General features: G+C 71.0%; 22 protein-coding genes. 12 read left to right on the top strand and 10 right to left on the bottom strand.

The features are described from left to right. Positions 1–152: methylmalonyl-CoA mutase family protein (locus ASC82_RS30120; protein ID WP_157863489.1), on the bottom strand; the 152-nt coding region annotated here is incomplete at its 3' end. A 209-nt stretch (positions 153–361) separates the two neighbouring features. Here ASC82_RS30120 and ASC82_RS22075 point away from each other — a divergent pair. After that, positions 362–1,273 (top strand): L,D-transpeptidase family protein, encoded by a 912-nt coding sequence (locus ASC82_RS22075; protein ID WP_056650882.1) that lies wholly within the window; start codon positions 362–364, stop codon positions 1,271–1,273. Positions 1,274–1,397: 124 nt separating this feature from the next. Here ASC82_RS22075 and ASC82_RS22080 read toward each other — a convergent pair whose 3' ends face one another. Next, on the bottom strand, positions 1,398–2,495 hold the full coding sequence (locus ASC82_RS22080) for a hypothetical protein (protein ID WP_056650885.1): 1,098 nt from the start codon (positions 2,493–2,495) through the stop codon (positions 1,398–1,400). Then, complete coding sequence (locus tag ASC82_RS22085; protein WP_056650888.1) at positions 2,495–3,187, bottom strand: RNA polymerase sigma factor; 693 nt, start codon at positions 3,185–3,187, stop codon at positions 2,495–2,497. Before ASC82_RS22085 ends, ASC82_RS22080 begins: the two co-directional genes overlap by 1 nt. Positions 3,188–3,595: 408 nt before the next feature. Between ASC82_RS22085 and ASC82_RS22090 the strand changes: the two genes are divergently transcribed. Then, positions 3,596–4,342, top strand: coding sequence for a Clp protease N-terminal domain-containing protein (locus ASC82_RS22090; RefSeq protein ID WP_056650890.1), 747 nt, complete (start codon positions 3,596–3,598; stop codon positions 4,340–4,342). 115 nt (positions 4,343–4,457) lie between these two features. On the opposite strand, the gene ASC82_RS22095 is transcribed toward ASC82_RS22090, so the two are convergent. From ASC82_RS22095 to ASC82_RS22110, 4 genes are all read right to left on the bottom strand, one after another. Next, positions 4,458–4,988: a hypothetical protein gene (locus ASC82_RS22095; protein ID WP_056650893.1), complete on the bottom strand. Its 531-nt coding sequence runs from the start codon at positions 4,986–4,988 to the stop codon at positions 4,458–4,460. 124 nt (positions 4,989–5,112) lie between these two features. Further along, on the bottom strand, positions 5,113–5,535 hold the full coding sequence (locus ASC82_RS22100) for a type II toxin-antitoxin system VapC family toxin (RefSeq protein ID WP_056650895.1): 423 nt from the start codon (positions 5,533–5,535) through the stop codon (positions 5,113–5,115). Then, the gene (locus ASC82_RS22105) at positions 5,532–5,759 is read right to left on the bottom strand and encodes a hypothetical protein (RefSeq protein WP_056650898.1); all 228 of its coding nucleotides are present in this window, start codon (positions 5,757–5,759) and stop codon (positions 5,532–5,534) included. Before ASC82_RS22105 ends, ASC82_RS22100 begins: the two co-directional genes overlap by 4 nt. 46 nt (positions 5,760–5,805) lie before the next feature. Continuing rightward, the gene (locus tag ASC82_RS22110; RefSeq protein ID WP_242427743.1) at positions 5,806–7,437 is read right to left on the bottom strand and encodes a glycoside hydrolase family 20 protein; all 1,632 of its coding nucleotides are present in this window, start codon (positions 7,435–7,437) and stop codon (positions 5,806–5,808) included. A gap of 302 nt (positions 7,438–7,739) precedes the next feature. Between ASC82_RS22110 and ASC82_RS22115 the strand changes: the two genes are divergently transcribed. The 6 genes from ASC82_RS22115 to ASC82_RS22140 all read left to right on the top strand — a co-directional run bounded on the left by ASC82_RS22115 (position 7,740) and on the right by ASC82_RS22140 (position 12,444). Next, entirely contained in the window at positions 7,740–8,216 is a 477-nt protein-coding gene (locus ASC82_RS22115) for a 2-oxo-4-hydroxy-4-carboxy-5-ureidoimidazoline decarboxylase (protein WP_242427767.1), read from the top strand. Between the two features lie 192 nt (positions 8,217–8,408). Next, a complete protein-coding gene (sdhC, locus tag ASC82_RS22120; RefSeq protein WP_015035721.1) occupies positions 8,409–8,789 on the top strand; it encodes a succinate dehydrogenase, cytochrome b556 subunit in 381 nt (126 codons plus the stop codon). Between the two features lie 8 nt (positions 8,790–8,797). Then, the gene (locus tag ASC82_RS22125; protein ID WP_056650901.1) at positions 8,798–9,274 is read left to right on the top strand and encodes a succinate dehydrogenase hydrophobic membrane anchor subunit; all 477 of its coding nucleotides are present in this window, start codon (positions 8,798–8,800) and stop codon (positions 9,272–9,274) included. A gap of 25 nt (positions 9,275–9,299) precedes the next feature. Next, entirely contained in the window at positions 9,300–11,054 is a 1,755-nt protein-coding gene (sdhA, locus tag ASC82_RS22130; protein WP_056650904.1) for a succinate dehydrogenase flavoprotein subunit, read from the top strand. Beyond that, positions 11,054–11,812 carry a succinate dehydrogenase iron-sulfur subunit gene (locus ASC82_RS22135; protein ID WP_056650907.1) on the top strand — a complete coding sequence of 253 codons (759 nt, stop codon included), beginning with the start codon at positions 11,054–11,056 and terminating at the stop codon, positions 11,810–11,812. The genes sdhA and ASC82_RS22135 overlap by 1 nt, the downstream gene beginning before the upstream one ends. Positions 11,813–11,919: 107 nt before the next feature. Further along, positions 11,920–12,444: a hypothetical protein gene (locus ASC82_RS22140; RefSeq protein ID WP_056650910.1), complete on the top strand. Its 525-nt coding sequence runs from the start codon at positions 11,920–11,922 to the stop codon at positions 12,442–12,444. A gap of 19 nt (positions 12,445–12,463) precedes the next feature. Here the strand turns inward: ASC82_RS22140 and ASC82_RS22145 are convergent, their stop codons facing one another. Then, complete coding sequence (locus ASC82_RS22145) at positions 12,464–13,030, bottom strand: MarR family transcriptional regulator (RefSeq protein ID WP_024755304.1); 567 nt, start codon at positions 13,028–13,030, stop codon at positions 12,464–12,466. Positions 13,031–13,117: 87 nt separating this feature from the next. Here ASC82_RS22145 and ASC82_RS22150 point away from each other — a divergent pair, with 87 nt between their 5' ends. Further along, positions 13,118–14,341 (top strand): MFS transporter, encoded by a 1,224-nt coding sequence (locus tag ASC82_RS22150; RefSeq protein ID WP_056650913.1) that lies wholly within the window; start codon positions 13,118–13,120, stop codon positions 14,339–14,341. A gap of 7 nt (positions 14,342–14,348) precedes the next feature. On the opposite strand, the gene ASC82_RS22155 is transcribed toward ASC82_RS22150, so the two are convergent. Next, positions 14,349–15,122, bottom strand: coding sequence for an alpha/beta hydrolase (locus tag ASC82_RS22155; RefSeq protein WP_056650917.1), 774 nt, complete (start codon positions 15,120–15,122; stop codon positions 14,349–14,351). A gap of 136 nt (positions 15,123–15,258) precedes the next feature. Here ASC82_RS22155 and ASC82_RS22160 point away from each other — a divergent pair, with 136 nt between their 5' ends. From ASC82_RS22160 to ASC82_RS22170, 3 genes are all read left to right on the top strand, one after another. Then, positions 15,259–15,693 carry a hypothetical protein gene (locus ASC82_RS22160; protein WP_056650920.1) on the top strand — a complete coding sequence of 145 codons (435 nt, stop codon included), beginning with the start codon at positions 15,259–15,261 and terminating at the stop codon, positions 15,691–15,693. Positions 15,694–15,704: 11 nt separating this feature from the next. Continuing rightward, positions 15,705–16,109, top strand: coding sequence for a DCC1-like thiol-disulfide oxidoreductase family protein (locus tag ASC82_RS22165; RefSeq protein ID WP_199862589.1), 405 nt, complete (start codon positions 15,705–15,707; stop codon positions 16,107–16,109). A 202-nt stretch (positions 16,110–16,311) separates the two neighbouring features. Then, entirely contained in the window at positions 16,312–17,022 is a 711-nt protein-coding gene (locus ASC82_RS22170) for a TetR family transcriptional regulator (RefSeq protein ID WP_056652394.1), read from the top strand. Here the strand turns inward: ASC82_RS22170 and ASC82_RS22175 are convergent. Continuing rightward, positions 17,019–18,578, bottom strand: a complete 1,560-nt coding sequence (locus ASC82_RS22175; protein WP_056650923.1) for an ABC transporter substrate-binding protein — start codon at positions 18,576–18,578, stop codon at positions 17,019–17,021. The two genes, ASC82_RS22170 and ASC82_RS22175, sit on opposite strands and share 4 nt — an antisense overlap. Between the last annotated feature and the right edge of the window lie 121 nt (positions 18,579–18,699).

The raw sequence follows: 18,699 nt of genomic DNA on the forward strand, positions 1-18,699 counted from the left end.
CACGGACGACCCGTGTACATCGACGGATACACACCACGCGTGAACGGGTACGAACCCGGCTCGCCCAGCTTCTCGGCGGGATCCCACCCCTCCAGAGCCTCCGGCCCGTAGACCGGCTCGATCGGCAGCCCCGACTCCGACTCGCGCGCCATGTGTTGTGCCTTCCCGATAGACCTGCTGCTCAGCGGTACCGACCCTCGCGACGGACTGTAGCTGCGGGCGTGCGGCCGGTGGAGGGCAGCACGCTGGGACCTTCCTCACAGCTTGCCCGCGCTTCTCTCCGATCTTCGTACGCGCGTGCGCAACCGCACGCGCGCGGGAAGCATCCCTACGTACACACGACTCGCCTCGGGGGGCAACGATGAAGCGGACCACGTCCGTCATACGCAGAGCGGTTCTGGCAGCGGCAGCGGTGGCGCTGGCCGCGGGCTGTACGGCCCAGGCGGCCGATCCGGGAGGCGGCGGCGCGAGCCCGTCGGCGGGGGCGACGAAGCCGCCGACGACCGCGGCGCCGACCGGGACGGCGTCCCCGAGCGACTCCGCGACGGGCTCCCCGACCGACGCGCCGACGACCGACTCCCCGACCACCGACGGCAAGCCGCCGTCCCCCTCCGCGAGCCCCAGCACCTCGGCGTCCGCGTCCAAGGCCCTCATGGCCGACGGCGACGAGACCGAGCAGGTCCGCGAGCTCCAGGCGCGGCTCCGGCAGCTCGGCCACTTCGACCGTGCCCCCACCGGTTTCTACGGGACGATGACGGCGGCTTCGGTCACCGCGTTCCAGAAGAAGCAGGGGCTGCCGGGGACGGGTTCGGTCGACGAGACGACCTGGCAGCGGCTGCTCGCGGGCAGCAAGAAGCCGACCGCCGACGAGCTGAAGCCGTCGACGACGAACCAGCTGGACACCCCGGACGCGCGCTGCATGACCGGCCGGGTGCTGTGCATCAGCAAGGAGAGCCGGACGCTGGCCTGGATGATCGACGGCCGGGTCGTCTCGTCCATGGACGTCCGCTTCGGCTCGGAGAACACCCCGACCCGCGAGGGCACGTTCAGCGTGGGCTGGAAGGCCCGCAAGTGGACGTCGACGATCTACCACACGCCCATGCCGTACGCGATGTTCTTCAGCGGCGGCCAGGCGGTGCACTACTCGGCGGACTTCGCGGCCCGCGGCTACAACGGGGCCTCGCACGGCTGCGTCAACGTCCGGGACAAGGCGAAGCTCTCGGCCCTCTTCGACCAGGTGAAGGTCGGCGACAAGGTCGTCGTCCACTGGTAGTGGCGGGGAGAAGAAGGGGCGCGGGTGGGACCGGGGGAACGTGCCCCACCCGCGCCGGGTGCGCGGAGCCGTAGGTACGGGGGGAACCCCGGCTCATCGCGCGGCCGATGACCAGTCGGCTCACTCAGTACTGCGCCGACGGCCCGAAAAGTGTCACACCTGGAGCGACGAGGGCTCCGCGGCGGTTCCTGTCGGTGTGCCCGGAGCCGCGGTTCCGGCGCTCGGAGGCCTCGCTCCCGCCGTCGTCCTTCTTCGCGCCGGCGTCCTTCCTCCGGTCGCCCTTCCCGTCGTCCTTGCCGTCGTCGCTCTTCCCGTCGTCACTCTTCCCGTCGTCCTTCTTGCCGTCCTCCTGCGGGTCGGCGGACGCGCCCGTGCCGCCGGAGCCGAGGATCCGGTCGCAGTACCGGCGGAGGGTCTCGCCGCCCAGGGTGCTCGACAGCTCCCGGTTGCCGGCGGAGTCCAGCCGGCCGGCCCGGTAGTCACGACAGGCCTTGAGGGCCTTCTCCTTCGCGGTCGGGCCGCTGGTGACCTTGTCCCCGCCCGGGCGGGACGTCGTCCGGCCCGGGTTCGGGGTGTGCCGGGGGTCCGGCGGCGTGGAGAGCGAGGGGAAGGGGGACGTGGAGGGCGAGGCGGGGGAGGCGGAGCCTCCGGTCGTGGGCGACGAGCCGGGTGAGTGTGCGCCGCCGTCCGGGCCCACCGGGGGGACCTCGGGGTCCTTCCGTATCCCGGGCGTACCGGTGACGGCCGGCGGGTCGGGGCTCTCCCCCGCCGTGACGGAGGCCGCGGGCTCGGGGCCCACCATCGGCAGCATGCCCGTACCGGCGGCGACGGCGACGCCGCCGACCGTGACGGCGGCGACCGCGGCGGCCAGCCCGTACCGCACGGAACGTCCCCAGCGGCGCACGGGCGCGGAGACGGGGGCGATACGGACCCGGCCCAGTTCGACGCGCTCGGCGTGGGCGGCATGGGCGGCGTGGGCCGCCCGCTCGGCGTGGGCGGCGCGTTCGGACGTGGCCCTGCGGAAGGCGGCCAGTGCCGCCGCCTCGCCGGGCAGTTCGGTCTGACCTGCGAGGGCGGCGGTCGGCGTACGGGCCGCGTCGAGGGCCTCCGCGAGACGTCCGGCCTCGATGCGTGCGGGGTCGTCGAGGGCGTCGACCGGCTCGCCCCGGAGCAGCCGCTCCGCGGCCTCCTGGTCGAGCCACTGGTAGCGCTCGTCGGCCATCACATGTCCTTCTGCGTACGCGGACGTGAATGCGTCACACCTCCGGGGCCCGTGGGCCCCGGTCCGCGCCCGCGTTGCGGAGGGACACCGTCCAGCGGGACGACATCCTCGCCGGTCCCGTCCGCCGGTCCGTCCGCCGATCCGCCCTCCCCGAGGAGTTCGGCGAGCTTCTTGAGACCACGGTGCGCAGCGGTGCGTACGGCGCCGGGGCGCTTCCCCAGGGTGTCGGCGGCGCTCTTCGCGTCCAGGCCGACGACGACGCGCAGGACGACGGCCTCGGCCTGGTCCTGCGGAAGTTGGGCGATCAGGTGCATGGTGTGGCCCGTGGCCAAGGCTTCCAGTGCCTCGTCCGCGGTGTCGGAGTCGGCGGGCTTGTCGGTGAGTTCGGTCTCGTCTGCTCCCACTGCGGGCCGGCGGCCGCGCATCCGGATGTGGTCGAGCGCGCGGTTGCGGGCGATCCGGGCCGCCCAGCCGCGGAAGCGGTCCGCGTCGCCGCTGAAGCGGTCGAGGTCGCGCGTGATCTGGAGCCAGGACTCCGAGGCGACATCCTCGGCGTCGCCCTCGCCGACCAGTGTGCGTATGTAGCCGACCAACCGAGGATGCACGGCGCGATACACAGTACGGAACGCGATCTCGTCCCCGTCCTGCGCAGCGAGCACCGCGGCGGTCAGCTCCGCGTCGTCCCCCAGCACTCCCCAAACCCTGTTCGTCGGTCGCGTCCTCGCGTCGTCGCGGCCGGTCACCACCGCCACGCCGCCTCGCGCATCTGCACGCTACGTCGTGCCCCCGCGCCGCGTCCACGCGATCCGGGGTCTTTGTACAACTTGCAACCTTCGAGATCGGAGCCGTGATGCACGTGCGGGTGCACGTGCCGGTGTGACAGAAAACGCACCACTGGCGCTGTATGGAGTACGGAGCCGTGCTGCGGCTCCGTGGATGACGACCGGGGCCTCTCCTGTGGGGGGTGGCGGCCCCGGTCGTCTCCCTTTTTCACCTCTCTCCCCCTCTGACGTCGCCCGTTCCCCGGGTTGGGCACCTCATGCCCTTTTCACTGTCAACCGTCGGTTGACAGTGCGGGACTGTCAACCTAGGGTTGCCTCATGACGAATCCAGTCGTTCCGAACGTCCCCGTCCGTCTCGACGAGCTCATCGAAGCGATCAAGAAGGTCCACTCCGACGCCCTGGAGCAGCTCTCCGGCGCCGTCATCGCGGCGGACCACCTCGGCGACGTCGCCGACCACCTCATCGGCCACTTCGTGGACCAGGCCCGGCGCTCCGGCGCCTCCTGGACCGACATCGGCCGCAGCATGGGCGTCACCCGCCAGGCGGCCCAGAAGCGGTTCGTGCCGAAGGACCCCGACGCGTCCACGATGGACCCGAACGCCGGGTTCAGCCGCTTCACCCCGCGCGCCCGCAAGGTGGTCGTGGCCTCGCAGGAGGAGGCCCGGACGGCCGCCAACGCGGAGATCGTGACCGGTCACCTCGTCCTCGGCCTGCTCGCCGAGCCCGAGTCGCTCGCCATGCGGTGGCTGACCGGGCACGACGTGACGGCGGAGGCGGTACGCGACGCGGTGACCCCGACGCTGCCGCCGCGGGCCGAGACGATCCCGGCGCTGATCCCGTTCGACGCGGACTCGAAGAAGGTCCTGGAGCTGACGTTCCGCGAGGCCCTGCGCCTCGGCCACAACTTCGTCGGCACCGAGCACATCCTGCTGGCGCTCCTGGAGCACGAGGACGGCGCGGGCGTGCTGGCGGGCCTGGGCCTCGACAAGGCCACGGCGGAACGCGAGATCGCCGAGGCGATCGCGTCGGTGTCGATCCAGGAGCCGGAGACCCCGGAGGCCTGAGCCGCCGTTCCGTACGAGAGAGGCTTCGTACGAAGCGAGGTCCGTACGAAGCGGGTCCGTACGAAGCGAGGGGGTGGCCGGCGCCGGCCACCCCCTCGTTCCTTTCCTGCGCGGCTCAGGCGGTCCGCGCCCGGCGCGAGACGACCGCGCGCAGCACCCGTCCGCCCTCGGTGGACAGCTCGCGGGCCCGGCGCAGACCGGTCGGTCCGTGCGCGGCGGCTTCCAGGACGGCCTGCTGGCGGCGGAGTTCTCCGGCGTGGAGCGGGCCGGCCTCGGTCGCGTCGTACAGGCGGTGCACGGCGAGCGCGACCGCCGAGCACTGCCCGGCCCAGGCCCGCAGGGGCTCATCGGCCCACTCCGCGGGGACTCCGTCGAGCATCGCGTGCACCATCGTCACGACCCCGCCGGCGTCCGCGTCCTCGCCTCCCACGCCGTCCAGCTCGACCCGCGCCTTGCCGACGGCCTCGGCCCACGCCCCGCCGTCCCCGCGCGCCACCGCGGCCCACGCGGGCCGGAGCACCTCGGCGCGCTCGGGCGCGAGCAGCGGCAGACACCGGTCCAGGCACGCGAGCCCGGCGGCCGCGAGGCCCCGCACGTCGGCGCGGTCGATCAGATCCTGCATGCTCGTGCTCGTCACGGACGTCATGGACGCCTCCTCGCCAGCGATTCGGACGCAGTACTTCCACTACTGCGCCGGGGCGCGACTTTTCGTCACTGCGGCCGGAATCATGCCAGTGGCGCGGCGCGCTGCATAGGGGCCGAACAGTGCCCTACAGCGCCCCGTGGGTCTTCTCGTTGAAGACCTCCACCGGGCACTTGGCCCGAGTGGCACGCGCGCCGCCCTCGATACGCCCGTCACTCGTCACGAGCGGCACGTCATACCCTTCGGCGAGCGCCACGTACACGGCGTCGTACGCGCTGAGGTTCGCGTACAGCTCGCGCACGCGTGGCAGCAGGAACAGATGCTCCGACCTGCGCAGCGGCAGCTCCGCGAACGCCGCACAGGCGTCATCCAACTGCCGGTCGGTCAGCTTGCCGCCGCGATGCCTGCCGAGGAGCGCGGATGTCACCTCGACATCCACCAGGTATGGGGCGAGCAGCCGCTCCCCCCTCACCCGTTCCCTCAGCGCCGCTCCGACCGGTCCCGCGTCGGCGAGCAGCATGACGAGCGCGCCCGCGTCCACGACGATCACTCGCGCCGCCCCCGGTCGATCTCGTCGAGCACACCCTCGGTGGAGAGCCGCGCCGTGGCCTGCTCCTGGATGCGGGCGATCACGCTGTCCAGCGACGGGCTCGCGGCTTCCTGCTCCAGCAGTGTCCGCGCGTACGCCTGAAGGGACTGCCGGTTACGGGCGGCCCTTATCTTCAGCTCGGTCAGCGCTTCCTCGGACAGGTCTCGCACGTAGAGAGTGGCCATGCGACAACATTAGTCGCATGGCCAGCACTCTGCTAGCAGATCCGGCTCAGCGCACCTTGGCCGCCAGCGCCCGGAACTGGTCCCAGGTCGGCGTCGGCTTCCGCTCGTCCCACAGCTTCTGCGCCGTCGCCGTCAGGGGCAGCCGGATCCCGTCGGCCACCTGGGCCTGCGTCTGCGACCGGGACAGGTCGCACCAGACCGCGAACCGGCCGCCCAGGATCTGGGGTCCGTACCGGGCCGGCACCGGGGTCGTGCCCCGCAGCACCAGCGGGGTCCACTGCTCGTAGATGCGGCGGCCCGTCGGGTACGTGAAGTCGTTGGGCTGGCCGAGGACGTAGTAGAGGTACTCGTCGTTGAGGTTCACGACCTTGCGGCCCTCGGCCAGGTACTCGGCCGGCGGCCGGGCCCCGATCTCCTTGCCGGTCCAGTACTCGACCTCGATGTCCTTGTCGGCGTTGACGACCCCGCCCCGGAAGAAGCCGTCGTTCCAGGCCTTCGCCACCTTGCCCGTGTCGCGCACCACCGCCGCGCGGTCGTTCAGCCAGCCCTCCGCCAGGTCCTGGACGCGCGCCTGCGCGCCGTACTTCTGGCGGGCCGCCGCGGCGAGCTGCGGATAGGAGGTCTCGGGTGACCGGACGGTCAGCGCCTGGTACTCGTCGGCGCCGACGTGGAACCAGCCGCCGGGGAAGAGGGCGGCGTACTCGCGCAGCAGCTCGTCCACGAGCCGCGCGGAGGCGGGCTTGGAGATGTCGATGGCACCCTGCCGCGGGACGCCCTGGACGTTGAGCAGCCGGAGGTCCGGGTAGGCGCGCAGGACGGCGCCGAGGTGTCCGGGCGAGTCGATCTCGGGCACGACGGTGATGTGCAGGGTCTGCGCGAGCGCGAGGATCCGGCGCACCTCGGCCTTGGTGAGGTGCTCGGCCGAGACGATCTCGGGATGGGTGTCCGAGGCGATCCGGAAGCCCTGGTCGTCGGAGAAGTGCAGACCGAACTGGTTGAGCTTGAGGTCGGCCATCTCCCGGAGCCGGGCCTCGATCCACTCCGCCGTGAAGAACTTGCGGGCGATGTCGAGGTTCAGCCCGCGCTGGGGCTTCGCCGGGGCGTCGGTGACGGTGCCCTCCGGCATCGAGCCCGAGCCCTTCACCGACTGCTTGAGGGTGCGGGTCCCGTAGAAGACGCCGGCCTGGTCGGGGCCGGTGATCCTCACTCCGTTGTCACGGGTGGTGAGCGTGTACGACTCGGGGGCGCCCTTGCCGCCGAGGGCCAGCTCGACGTCGCCCGCGCGGGCGGCGACGGCACCCCGGTAGGCGATCTTGAGTTCCCCCGCGAGCAGCTGCGCCTCGTCGGCGAGCCCCTCGCTGCCCGCGGCGATGACGATCCCCGCGGTGGGCGTGGGCTTCCAGCCGGGGCCGCGGGCGGCCTCGTGGTCGCGGACTGCGGGGATGGTGCGGGGCGCGGTGGAGAGGGGGTAGGTCCGCGTCGGCGTGGGGCTGGGCGGCGGCGCGCTGCTGGGCGCGGCGCTCGTGGACGTACCGCCGGAGCCGGAACCGGAGGGGGAGGCAGGCGACGGCGCTCCGGAGGGAGAGCCGCTCGAACAGGCCGCCACGGTGGCCAGTGCCACCGCGGTCGCCATCAGTGCGGTGCCCCCGCGGGGCACCCGTATGGAGTACCGCATCATTCGGAATCCTCCCGTACGGAAGACGGTCCGGCCAATCGGGGGAACGGAACCGGATCGTCCATCACATGTTCCGAAACTCTCCCTTCCGGGTGAAATTCGCGCATCCGTCGGACACTTCCCTCATCCCGTCGATAACGTTGCGTCACGCCCACCCCGCCCGTCCCGGAGTACCGGAGCCCACGCTGACCAGCGACACCCACGCCCCCTGCCGGAATCCGGGCTCCACGGACACGCCTGCCATACCTGCCCAGCACCAGGGCCCGACCCACTCTCCTCCCTCCGCGACCTCCCCTCTCCATGGGCTGACGCGCTTCAACGCCGCCTCGTCCGCCGAGGCCGAGGCCCTGCTCCTCTCCTGCTGCCGCAGCCGGCGCTGGGCCGAACGGGTGGCCGCGCACCGCCCGTATCCGACGGTCGACGCGCTGCTCGCCGCCGCCGACGAGGCCGGTTACGACCTGTCCCGCGCCGATCTCGACGGGGCGCTGGCCGCCGAGTCCTCCGCCCCGCCGCACCCCGACGCCCCGCCGGCGGCGCGGACCGCGCTGCGGGCCGCCCACGCCGCGTACGAGAGCAGCTTCGGACACGCGTTCGTGATCAGCCTCGAAGGAGTAAGGCCCGGAGAGCGTCTCGACCAGGTATTGGCAGGCATTCGGTCACGTCTCGGCAACGAACCGGAGGAAGAGCGCGTGATCGCCGCCGACGAACTGAGGCGGCTCGCCCGCGCCCGCCTGGCCTTCCGCCTGTCCGAGGGCCTCACGCTCCGACACTCCGAAGCGTGATTCCGACCGGAACAGGGCGATTTCGGCTTGTGGGATAGCCCGTCCGTGCCTGTTTGATCACACCGATGGACCCCGCGCGAGCGAACCGACAAGTCGTCGCTACGATGACCGGGGCCGGTGGACCGTACCCGGCCGGGTCAGACCGACAGAGAAGCCGGCCGACCCTGATCCCCGCTCCCGGAGGGTTTTTCCGTGCCGGCTGGAACGCTGTACCGCGGCCGGGAAGGAATGTGGAGCTGGGTGGCTCATCGAGTCACCGGCGTCCTCATCTTCTTCTTCCTGTTCGTACACGTGCTGGACACCGCTCTCGTCCGCGTCTCGCCCGAGGCGTACGACGAGGTCGTCGCGACCTACAAGACGCCGATCGTCGCTCTTCTGGAGTACGGCCTCGTCGCCGCCATCCTCTTCCACGCGCTGAACGGCCTCCGGGTCATCGCCGTGGACTTCTGGTCCAAGGGCCCGCGCTACCAGAAGCAGATGCTCTGGACCGTCGTGGGCATCTGGGTCGTGCTGATGGCGGGCTCGCTGTACCCCGTCCTCGGCCACGCCGCACGTGAACTGTTCGGGAGCTGACGCCAGATATGTCCTCTGACACCACCTCCGCCACGATCGGCCCCGTCGAGGGCGCCCAGTACGACGCGGACAACCCCGCGCCGTACATCGAGGCCCCGCGCAAGCGCACCGGCAAGACGCCGCGCGCGACCCGCGGCAACTTCGAGATGGCCGCGTGGCTCTTCATGCGCCTCTCCGGCGTGGTCCTCGTCGTCCTGGTCCTCGGCCACCTGCTGATCCAGCTCTTCCTCGACGGCGGCGTCTCCAAGATCGGCTTCGCCTTCGTGGCCGGCCGCTGGGCGTCCCCGTTCTGGCAGGTCTGGGACCTGCTGATGCTCTGGCTCGCCATGCTGCACGGCGCCAACGGCCTCCGTACGGTCATCAACGACTACGCGGAGCGGGCCAACACGCGCCTGTGGCTCAAGGGCCTGCTGTACACCGCCACGGTGTTCACCATCCTTCTGGGCACGCTGGTGATCTTCACCTTCGACCCGAACATCCGCTAGGCACGGGGCTGAGGTAATCCACGTCATGAAGATCCACAAGTACGACACCGTCATCGTCGGCGCCGGCGGCGCCGGCATGCGCGCCGCCATCGAGTCGACGAAGCGCAGCCGCACCGCCGTGCTGACGAAGCTCTACCCCACCCGCTCCCACACGGGCGCGGCGCAGGGCGGCATGGCCGCCGCGCTCGCCAACGTGGAGGAGGACAACTGGGAGTGGCACACCTTCGACACGGTCAAGGGCGGTGACTACCTGGTCGACCAGGACGCCGCCGAGATCCTGGCGAAGGAGGCCATCGACGCCGTCCTCGACCTGGAGAAGATGGGCCTGCCGTTCAACCGCACCCCGAACGGCACCATCGACCAGCGCCGCTTCGGCGGTCACTCCCGCAACCACGGCGAGGCCCCGGTCCGCCGGTCCTGCTACGCCGCGGACCGCACCGGCCACATGATCCTCCAGACGCTGTACCAGAACTGCGTCAAGGAGGGCGTGGAGTTCTTCAACGAGTTCTACGTCCTGGACCAGCTGATCACCGAGATCGACGGTGTGAAGCACTCCGCGGGCGTCGTCGCCTACGAGCTGGCCACCGGCGAGATCCACATCTTCCAGGCCAAGGCCGTGATCTACGCGTCCGGCGGCACCGGCAAGTTCTTCAAGGTGACCTCCAACGCCCACACCCTGACCGGTGACGGCCAGGCCGCGTGCTACCGCCGCGGCCTGCCCCTGGAGGACATGGAGTTCTTCCAGTTCCACCCGACGGGCATCTGGCGCATGGGCATCCTGCTGACGGAGGGCGCCCGCGGTGAGGGCGGCATCCTCCGCAACAAGGACGGCGAGCGCTTCATGGAGAAGTACGCGCCGGTCATGAAGGACCTCGCGTCCCGTGACGTCGTCTCCCGCTCCATCTACACGGAGATCCGCGAGGGCCGCGGCTGCGGTCCCGAGGGCGACCACGTCTACCTGGACCTGACGCACCTCCCGCCGGAGCAGCTCGACGCCAAGCTCCCGGACATCACCGAGTTCGCCCGTACGTACCTCGGCATCGAGCCGTACACGGACCCGATCCCGATCCAGCCCACCGCGCACTACGCCATGGGCGGCATCCCGACCAACGTCGAGGGTGAGGTCCTGTCGGACAACACCACCGTCGTCCCGGGTCTGTACGCGGCCGGCGAGGTCGCCTGCGTGTCGGTGCACGGCGCCAACCGCCTCGGCACCAACTCGCTGCTCGACATCAACGTCTTCGGCAAGCGCTCCGGCATCGCCGCCGCCGAGTACTCCGCCAAGAACGACTACGTCGAGCTGCCGGAGAACCCGGAGTCCCTCGTCGTCGCGACGATCGAGAAGCTCCGCAACTCCACGGGCCACGAGCGGGTCGCCGACATCCGCCGCGAGCTGCAGGAGACCATGGACGCCAACGTCATGGTGTTCCGCACCGAGCAGACGATCAAGACGGCCGTCGAGAAGATCGCCGAGCTGCGCGAGCGCTACGAGAACGTGTCCATCCAGGACAAGGGCAAGCGCTTCAACACGGACCTCCTGGAGGCCATCGAGCTGGGCAACCTGCTCGAACTGGCCGAGGTCATGGCCGTCTCGGCCCTCGCGCGCAAGGAGTCCCGCGGCGGTCACTACCGCGAGGACTACCCGAACCGCGACGACGTCAACTTCATGCGCCACACCATGGCGTACCGCGAGGTCGGCGAGGACGGCTCCGAGACCGTCCGTCTCGACTACAAGCCGGTCGTCCAGACCCGCTACCAGCCGATGGAGCGTAAGTACTGATGGCTACCCCCGTACTGGACAAGGTCGAGGCGGAGTCCGCCGCCTCCCCGTACATCACGGTCACGATGCGGATCCGCCGCTTCAACCCCGAGGTGTCGGACGCCGTGGTCTGGGAAGACTTCCAGATCGAGATCGACCCCAAGGAGCGCGTCCTCGACGCCCTCCACAAGATCAAGTGGGACGTCGACGGCACGCTGACCTTCCGCCGGTCGTGCGCGCACGGCATCTGCGGCTCGGACGCGATGCGGATCAACGGCAAGAACAGGCTCGCCTGCAAGACGCTGATCAAGGACATCAACCCCGAGAAGCCGATCACGGTCGAGGCCATCAAGGGCCTGACGGTGCTGAAGGACCTCGTGGTCGACATGGAGCCCTTCTTCCAGGCGTACCGGGACGTCATGCCGTTCCTGGTCACCAAGGGCAACGAGCCGACGCGCGAGCGCCTGCAGACCGCCGAGGACCGCGAGCGCTTCGACGACACCACCAAGTGCATCCTGTGCGCCGCGTGCACGTCGTCGTGCCCGGTCTTCTGGAACGACGGCCAGTACTTCGGTCCGGCCGCGATCGTCAACGCGCACCGCTTCATCTTCGACTCGCGTGACGAGGCCGGTGAGCAGCGCCTGGAGATCCTGAACGACAAGGACGGCGTGTGGCGTTGCCGCACGACCTTCAACTGCACCGACGCGTGCCCGCGTGGCATCGAGGTCACGAAGGCGATCCAGGAAGTCAAGCGTGCGCTGATCACGCGTCGCTTCTGACGTCTCGTCCGGCCGTCTCGTTCGGCCATCTCGTTCGGTTGTAAAAGCCCGCTTCTGTACGCTGCGCGTGCAGGAGCGGGCTTTGTCGTAGTGGAAAGCGGGGACTGATGAGCGAGCCGAACCCTTACGCGGACGGGGAGTACAAGTGGGGGCCTGGCCAGGGTGCCGGGACGCCCGGGTACGGGTACCCGCAGGACGCGACGCCGGGGCCGGGGCCGTACCAGGCGCCCGCCTACCAGCCGACGCTGCCGGGCGGGGTGGCCCTGCCGCCGCAGTACGCGACGGGCGGGGCGCCGTCGTTCGCCATCGGGGACATCAGCGTCGTCGGCGACCAGATCCTCACCCCGGCCGGGCCGATGCCGCTGCGGGGCGCCGTGTGGAACGCGATGGACCTGTCGCGGACCGAGGAGAAGATCTCGACGGTCGGCATCGTCCTCGCCTGCCTCTTCGTCGCGGCCTGCGGACTGGGGCTGCTGTTCCTGCTGATGAAGGAGCAGACGACGACCGGCTTCGTCCAGATCACGGTGAACAGCGGCGGCAAGCACCACTCGACGATGATCCCGGCGGTGCGGCCCGACACCATCCACTGGGCGATGGCTCAGATCAGCTACGCGCGCTCGCTGAGCATCTGACCCGGTCTCGGCCGCGCGCTCAGTCCCAGTGGCGCGTGTGCTCCGCGCTCTCCGCCTCGACCATGATGCGGCGCAGCAGGTCGTTGAGCTGGTTCCGCTCCTCGGCGGAGAGCACGCCGAGGAGGCGGTACTCCTCGTGACCGAGGACGTCCATCGCGCCGAGCCAGGTCTGGTGGCCGGAGTCGGTGAGTTCGACGACGACCCGGCGCCGGTCGGTCGTGGACTGCGTACGGCGGACGAATCCGCGCTTCTCCAGGGCGTCGAGGCGGCCGGAGACGGAGGCGGGAGCGAGGTCGAGGTCCTGGGCGAGCTCGGAGGGCGCGGCGCTGCCGCCGCGGCCGGCGAGCTTGTGGAGGGTGTCGAACTCGTGGCGCTCCAGGTCGAAGTCGACGAGGGACTGCTCCCTGACCCGGCGGAAGTGGACGGAGAGCTTCTTCATGCGGGTGACGGCACCTTCGACGACGGGGTCGAGGCCGGGCAGGACGGGCTGCCAGCGGGCGACGTGGTCGTCGGTCCAGTCGCGCGGTTCTTCGCGGGGTGCGTCGCGCGGTTCGTCGGCGGCACGCGGTTCGTCGGAGGGCGCCATGAGGTGATCGTACGTCGGCGCACGGGCCATCTCCCGGCAGAAGTAATTCGTTGACGAATTATTCGGTACCGAAATACTCTCCTTGACATGCCCGCCGCACCCGCGCGCGCCGTCGCGCCCGCTCCCGTCCCGCACCCCCTGCGCACCCGCTCCTTCCGCCTCCTCTTCACCGGCCGCGCGCTCTCCCTCCTCGGTGACGCCGCGATCCCCGCCGCCCTCGCCCTCGCCGTCCTGGAGGCCACAGGATCCACGTCGGCCCTCGCCCTCGTCCTCGGCTGCGCGATGGTCCCCAAGCTGCTCCTGCTGCCGCTGGGCGGGGTCGTCGGCGACCGCTTCGACGCCCGTACGATCGCGCTGACGACCGACCTCGTACGCTGCGCCACCCAGCTCCTCGTCGGCGTGCAGCTGCTCGGCGGCGCCCCGAGCCTCGCCGTCCTCGCCGTCTCCGAGGCGCTCGGCGGGGCGGCCGGGGCCTTCGCGATGCCGACCGGCTCGCCGCTCGTGAAGGGGACCGTGGCGCCCGAAGCGCTGCACCGCGCCAACGCGGCCATGGGGGTCGCCAAGAGCGCCTCCCGGCTCGCGGGACCGGCGCTCGCGGGCACCCTCGTACTGACCGTGGGGGCCGGCTGGGCCTTCGTCCTCGACGCGGCCACCTTCGCCGTCAGCGCCCTGCTCCTGACGGCCGTACGGGTGGAGAGGGTGCCGATCCCGCGCCGCTCGCTCCGCGCCGACCTGGCGGAGGGCTGGCAGGAGGTCCGCTCCCGGGACTGGTACTGGACCAGCCTGATCGGCCACAGCGCCTGGAACGGCGCCGCGGCCGTCCTGATGACGCTCGGGCCCGCCGTCGCCCTGCACCGGCTCGGCGGCGAGGCCACCTGGGTCGTCCTGCTCCAGGTCGGCGCCGTCGGCTTCCTCCTCGGGGCGCTGCTCGCCGACCGGGCCCGCCCCAAGCGCCCGGTCCTGACGGCGAACCTCGGGCTCGCCACGTACGCCCTGCCGCTCGTCCTGCTCGCCGTGGCCGCGCCCGCGCCGCTGACGATCGCGGCCTACGGGCTCGCGCAAGCGGGGCTCGGCTTCCTCTCCCCCGTGTGGGACACCGCCGTCCAGCGGGCGGTGCCCGACCACGCGCTCGCCCGGGTCACCTCGTACGACTGGCTGCTCTCGCTGGCCGCGATGCCGCTGGGCTACGCCCTGGCGCCGCTCGCCGCCTCCGCCTGGGGGCCCGAGGTGCCGCTGATCGCCGCCGCCGTCGTGGTGGGCGGCTGCTGCCTCGGTACGGCGCTGGTCCCCGGGGTGCGGCGCTTCCGCTGACCTCCCGTCACGACCGCCCGGCGGCCTCCGCGAGGAACGCGGTGAGCAGCCGGGCGGTCTCGTCCGGGCGCTCCAGGGCGGGGAGGTGTCCGGCCCAGTCGAGGTCGAGCCGGCGGGCGCCGGGCAGGAGGCCGGCGAGGTCGTCGGCGACGGCCCGGAAGTCGGGCAGGTCGTGGGCGCCGATGGCGACGAGCGCGGGGGCCTCGAACCGGGCGAGGTCGTCCCGGGTGACCTCGGGGTCGACCGGCGAGAAGTCGTCGGGGGCGGCGAGCTGGAGGTCGAAGGCGCGGCGCTGCATCTCCCGTACGAGGGCGCGGGCGGCCGCGTCGGCCTCGGGGCCGAGCCAGGTGTCGACGTTGAGCTCGACGGCGGCGTCGACGTGGCCGGCTTCGAGCAGCGCGTCCTCGCGGCCGCCCCAGGCCCGCAGCTCCTCGCTCGGCTCCATCCAGGGGCTGGCGGGGCCGAGCAGGGCGAGGGCGGTGACGCGGCCGGGGTGGCGGGCGGCGAACTCCAGGGCGACCCGACCGCCGAAGGAGGAGCCGACGACGGCGGCGCGGTCGGCCCCGAGGTGGTCGAGGAGGTCGCGGACGTCGTCGGCGTGGGTGTGCGGGGCGTCGATGGGGGATGCGCCGAAGCCGCGGAGGTCGCAGCGGACGACGCGGTGGCCCGCCTCGGCGAGTGCGGAGAACTGTCCGTCCCACATCCGGCGGTCGCAGACCCCGGAGTGCAGCAGGACGACGGTCGAGGGGCCTTGGCCGGCCAGGTCATGAGAGAGCGTCACCCGCCGACCCTAGACGGGGCGGGGAGGGGCGGCCACGGGATTTCCGGAGGCGCCACGAAGGGACTTGAACACGTTCAAGAAGGGGTCTACAGTCATGCCCAACAGCCTTTTGAACGCGTTCAAGGGAGGGTGGGGCATGGACCTCACTGTCGTCGCGTACATCGTCTACCTGCTGATCAGCGTGGCACTGACCGTCTGGGTCGCCCGCACGCTCAGCCGCAACGGAAGGATCTTCCTCGCCGACGTCCTGCACGGGAACGAGAAGCTCGCCGAGGCCGTCAACCACCTCCTCGTGGTCGGCTTCTACCTCGTCAACTTCGGCTTCGTCGCCCTCTACCTGAGCCAGGAGCGGGCCGTCCTCGACGCCCGCGCGCTCTTCGAGGCCCTCTCCGTCAAGCTCGGAGTCGTCCTGCTCGTCCTCGGCGTGATGCACCTGGGCAACGTCTACGTGCTCAACAAGATCCGCCGCCGGGGCGTCATGGAGCGCGAACAGACACCGCCGGTCGGCCCGCAGGGCTGGACCGCGACCCCCAAGGGCGGCCCCTGGGCCCCGCCCGCGCCCCAGGCCTGAGGGACCCGGCCATGCCGACCCCCGTGGGACGCCTGACCGTGCTGTACGACGCCGACTGCCCGCTCTGCGTGCACCTCAGGCACTGGCTGGTGCGCCAGCGGCAGATCGTCCCGCTGGATCTCGTACCGGCCGGATCGCACGAGGCCAGGCGCCGCTTCCCCGACCTCGACCACTCCGCCACCCTGCGGGAGATCACCGTGGTCGGGGACCGGGGGCAGGTCTACCGCGAGACCAACGCCTGGATCGTCTGCCTCTGGGCCCTGGCCGACCACCGGGCCAAGGCCCACTGGCTGGCCACCCCCGCCGGGCAGCCCTTCGCCCGGATGACCGTCCTGGCCGCCGCGAAGTGGCGGGAGGCGCTCAAGGGCCCGGCCTGCGAGGACGGGCGCTGCGAGACACCCGGCCGGCCCGGCTAGGCTCGGGCGCGTGAAGGACGTGAAGGAAGAGAAGCCGGCCGAGGACAAGTCGACCGAAGGCACGTCGGCCGAAGGCAAGTCGACCGAGGGCAAGTCGGCCGAGGCGAAGTCGGCCGCACCGAAGACGGCCGCACCGAAGTCGGCCGACGAGAGGAAGGCCGACGAGAAGAAGGCCCCGAAGAGCGAGCAGACCCGCACGCTCATCCTCGAAACCGCGCTCCGGCTGTTCAAGGAGCGCGGTTACGACAAGACGACGATGCGGGCCATCGCCCAGGAGGCCGGAGTCTCCGTCGGCAACGCGTACTACTACTTCTCGTCCAAGGAGCACCTCGTCCAGGGCTTCTACGACCGGATCGCCGAGGAGCACCAGGCGGCCGTCGAGCCCATCCTGACCGGCGGCGAGAAGGACCTGACGGCCCGGATCCGCGGCGTCTACCTCGGCTGGCTCGACATCGCGGAGCCGTACCACGAGTTCGCTTCGCAGTTCTTCAAGAACGCCGCCGACCCGGACAGCCCGCTCAGCCCCTTCTCACCCGAGTCGGAGGGCCCGCGCGAGGCCGCGATCGAGGTCCACCGGCGGGTCATCTCCGGCGCTTCGGTGAAGGTCGACCCGGAACTCGCCGAGGCGCTCCCGCGGTTGCTGTGGCTCCAGCAGATGGGCCTCGTGCTCTTCTGGGTCTACGACCGCTCGGAGAACGCCGAGAACAGCCGCCGGCTCGTCGAGCGGCTCGCGCCGGTCACGGCCCGCGCGATCTCGCTCTCCCGCTTCCGGATCCTCCGGCCGCTCGTCAAGGAGACGCACGAGCTGCTCTCCGACTTCATGCCGACGGCGGCCGGGATGGCGGCCTCGGGCAAGCCCAAGCGGGCCACCCCGAAGCCGCCGGACGCGAAGCCCTCGGCCCAGGAGAGCTAGATCCAGTTGAGCTCCCAGAGGCGCCAGATGCCGGTGCCGTCCGTGAGGTACTGGGAGCCGCCCACGGCCTCCGAGGCGAGGACGTAGTCCTTCTTCTGCCACAGCGGGACGAGCGGGACCTCGTCGGCGACCTCGGACTGGATCGCTCGGAAGTCCCCGGTCGCCCGGGACCGGTCGCTGTACTGCTGCGTCGAGGAGACCAGCGAGTCGATCCGCTTGCTGGAGAAGCCGTTGTGCAGGGTGTTCGCCGTGCCGACGAGGGGCGCGGTGAAGCTGTCGGAGTCGGGGAAGTCGGGCAGCCAGCCGACGGTGTACGCGTCGTAGGCACCCCGGGCGTACGCCTTCTGGAAGTTCTTCCAGTCGGACTCGACGACCTTCACCTCGAAGAGGCCGGTCTTCTCCAGCTGCTTCTTGATCTCGGCGGTCTCGGCGGCGTACGTGGCGTCCGCGCGGAAGCCGAAGGTGAACTTCACCGGCGTCGCGACCCCGGCGTCCTTCAGGAGCTTCCTCGCCTTCTTCACGCTCGGCGCGGGGGTGATGTCGTAGAAGGCCGTGCTGTGCCCCACGAAGCCCTGCGGGATGAGGGAGTAAAGCGGCTCGACGGTGCCCTTGTAGGCGCCGGTGGTGATCTCCGGGCGGTCGATGACCGCGGCGACGGCCTGGCGGACGGCCTTGTCCGCCATCGGCGAGCCGGGCCGGACGTTGAAGTTGAGGTTGCGGATCTCCGCGCTCTCCGCCTCGGTGAGCCGGGTCCCGCCCTGACCCTCGGCCTCCATGCTCGCCAGGAACTCCGGCGGCAGCTGCCGGTGCGTGACGTCGACCTGCTGCGACTTCCACGCGCCGGCGAGGTCCTCGGACTTGGCGAAGTACTTCACGAGGACCGGGCCGCCGGCCTTGGTGATGGCGCCCTTGTACTTCGGGTTGGGCTCCAGGAGCGCGGACTCGCCCGGCTTGTACTCCTTGAGGACGTACGGGCCGGAGCCGTCGACGCCCAGCCCGCCGCGCAGCGTGTCGGCCGGGTACTGGTCCTTGTCGACGATCGAGCCGGCGCCCGTGGCGACCTTCAGCGGGAAGGTGGCGTCCCGGCCGCTGAGGTTGAAGGTGACGGTGCGGCCGTCGGCCACGACGTTCTTCAGCGTCGGGAAGAGCGGCTGCGGACCGACGTCCGTCTTGATGCGCAGCATCCGCTCGAAGGAGTACTTGACGTCCTCGGCCGTCACCTTGCGCCCGTTGGCGAAGGTGAGGTCGTCGCGGAGCGTGCACTCGTACGTGGTGAGCTTGGCCCCCACGAACTTGCAGCTCTCGGCGGCGTCCGGCACCGGGGTCGTGAACCCCGGCTTGAACGTCAGCAGCGACTGGAAGACATTGCTGTACATGGCCCAGGAACCGGCGTCGTAGGCGCCGGCCGGGTCGAGTGAAGTGACTTCGTCGGTCGTGCCGACGCTGATCGGATCGGTCCGGACGTCGTCGGAGGGCAGGAGTTGCCAGCCCCCGATCCCGGCCGCCACCAGTACTCCACAAGTGATGAGGATCCGCAGACGGACCGTCGACCGCATTGCCGTGCTTCCTTTTTTCGTACCACCCCAGGCACGACGCCCCCCGAAAACGCCGCATTGCCGTCAGCCAATCACACGACTTTCACAAGTGGAAGGAAAAACTTTCACACAGCAGGTATAT

The organism is Streptomyces sp. Root431 (genome assembly GCF_001426585.1).
Taxonomy (GTDB): Bacteria; Actinomycetota; Actinomycetes; order Streptomycetales; family Streptomycetaceae; genus Streptomyces; species Streptomyces stackebrandtii.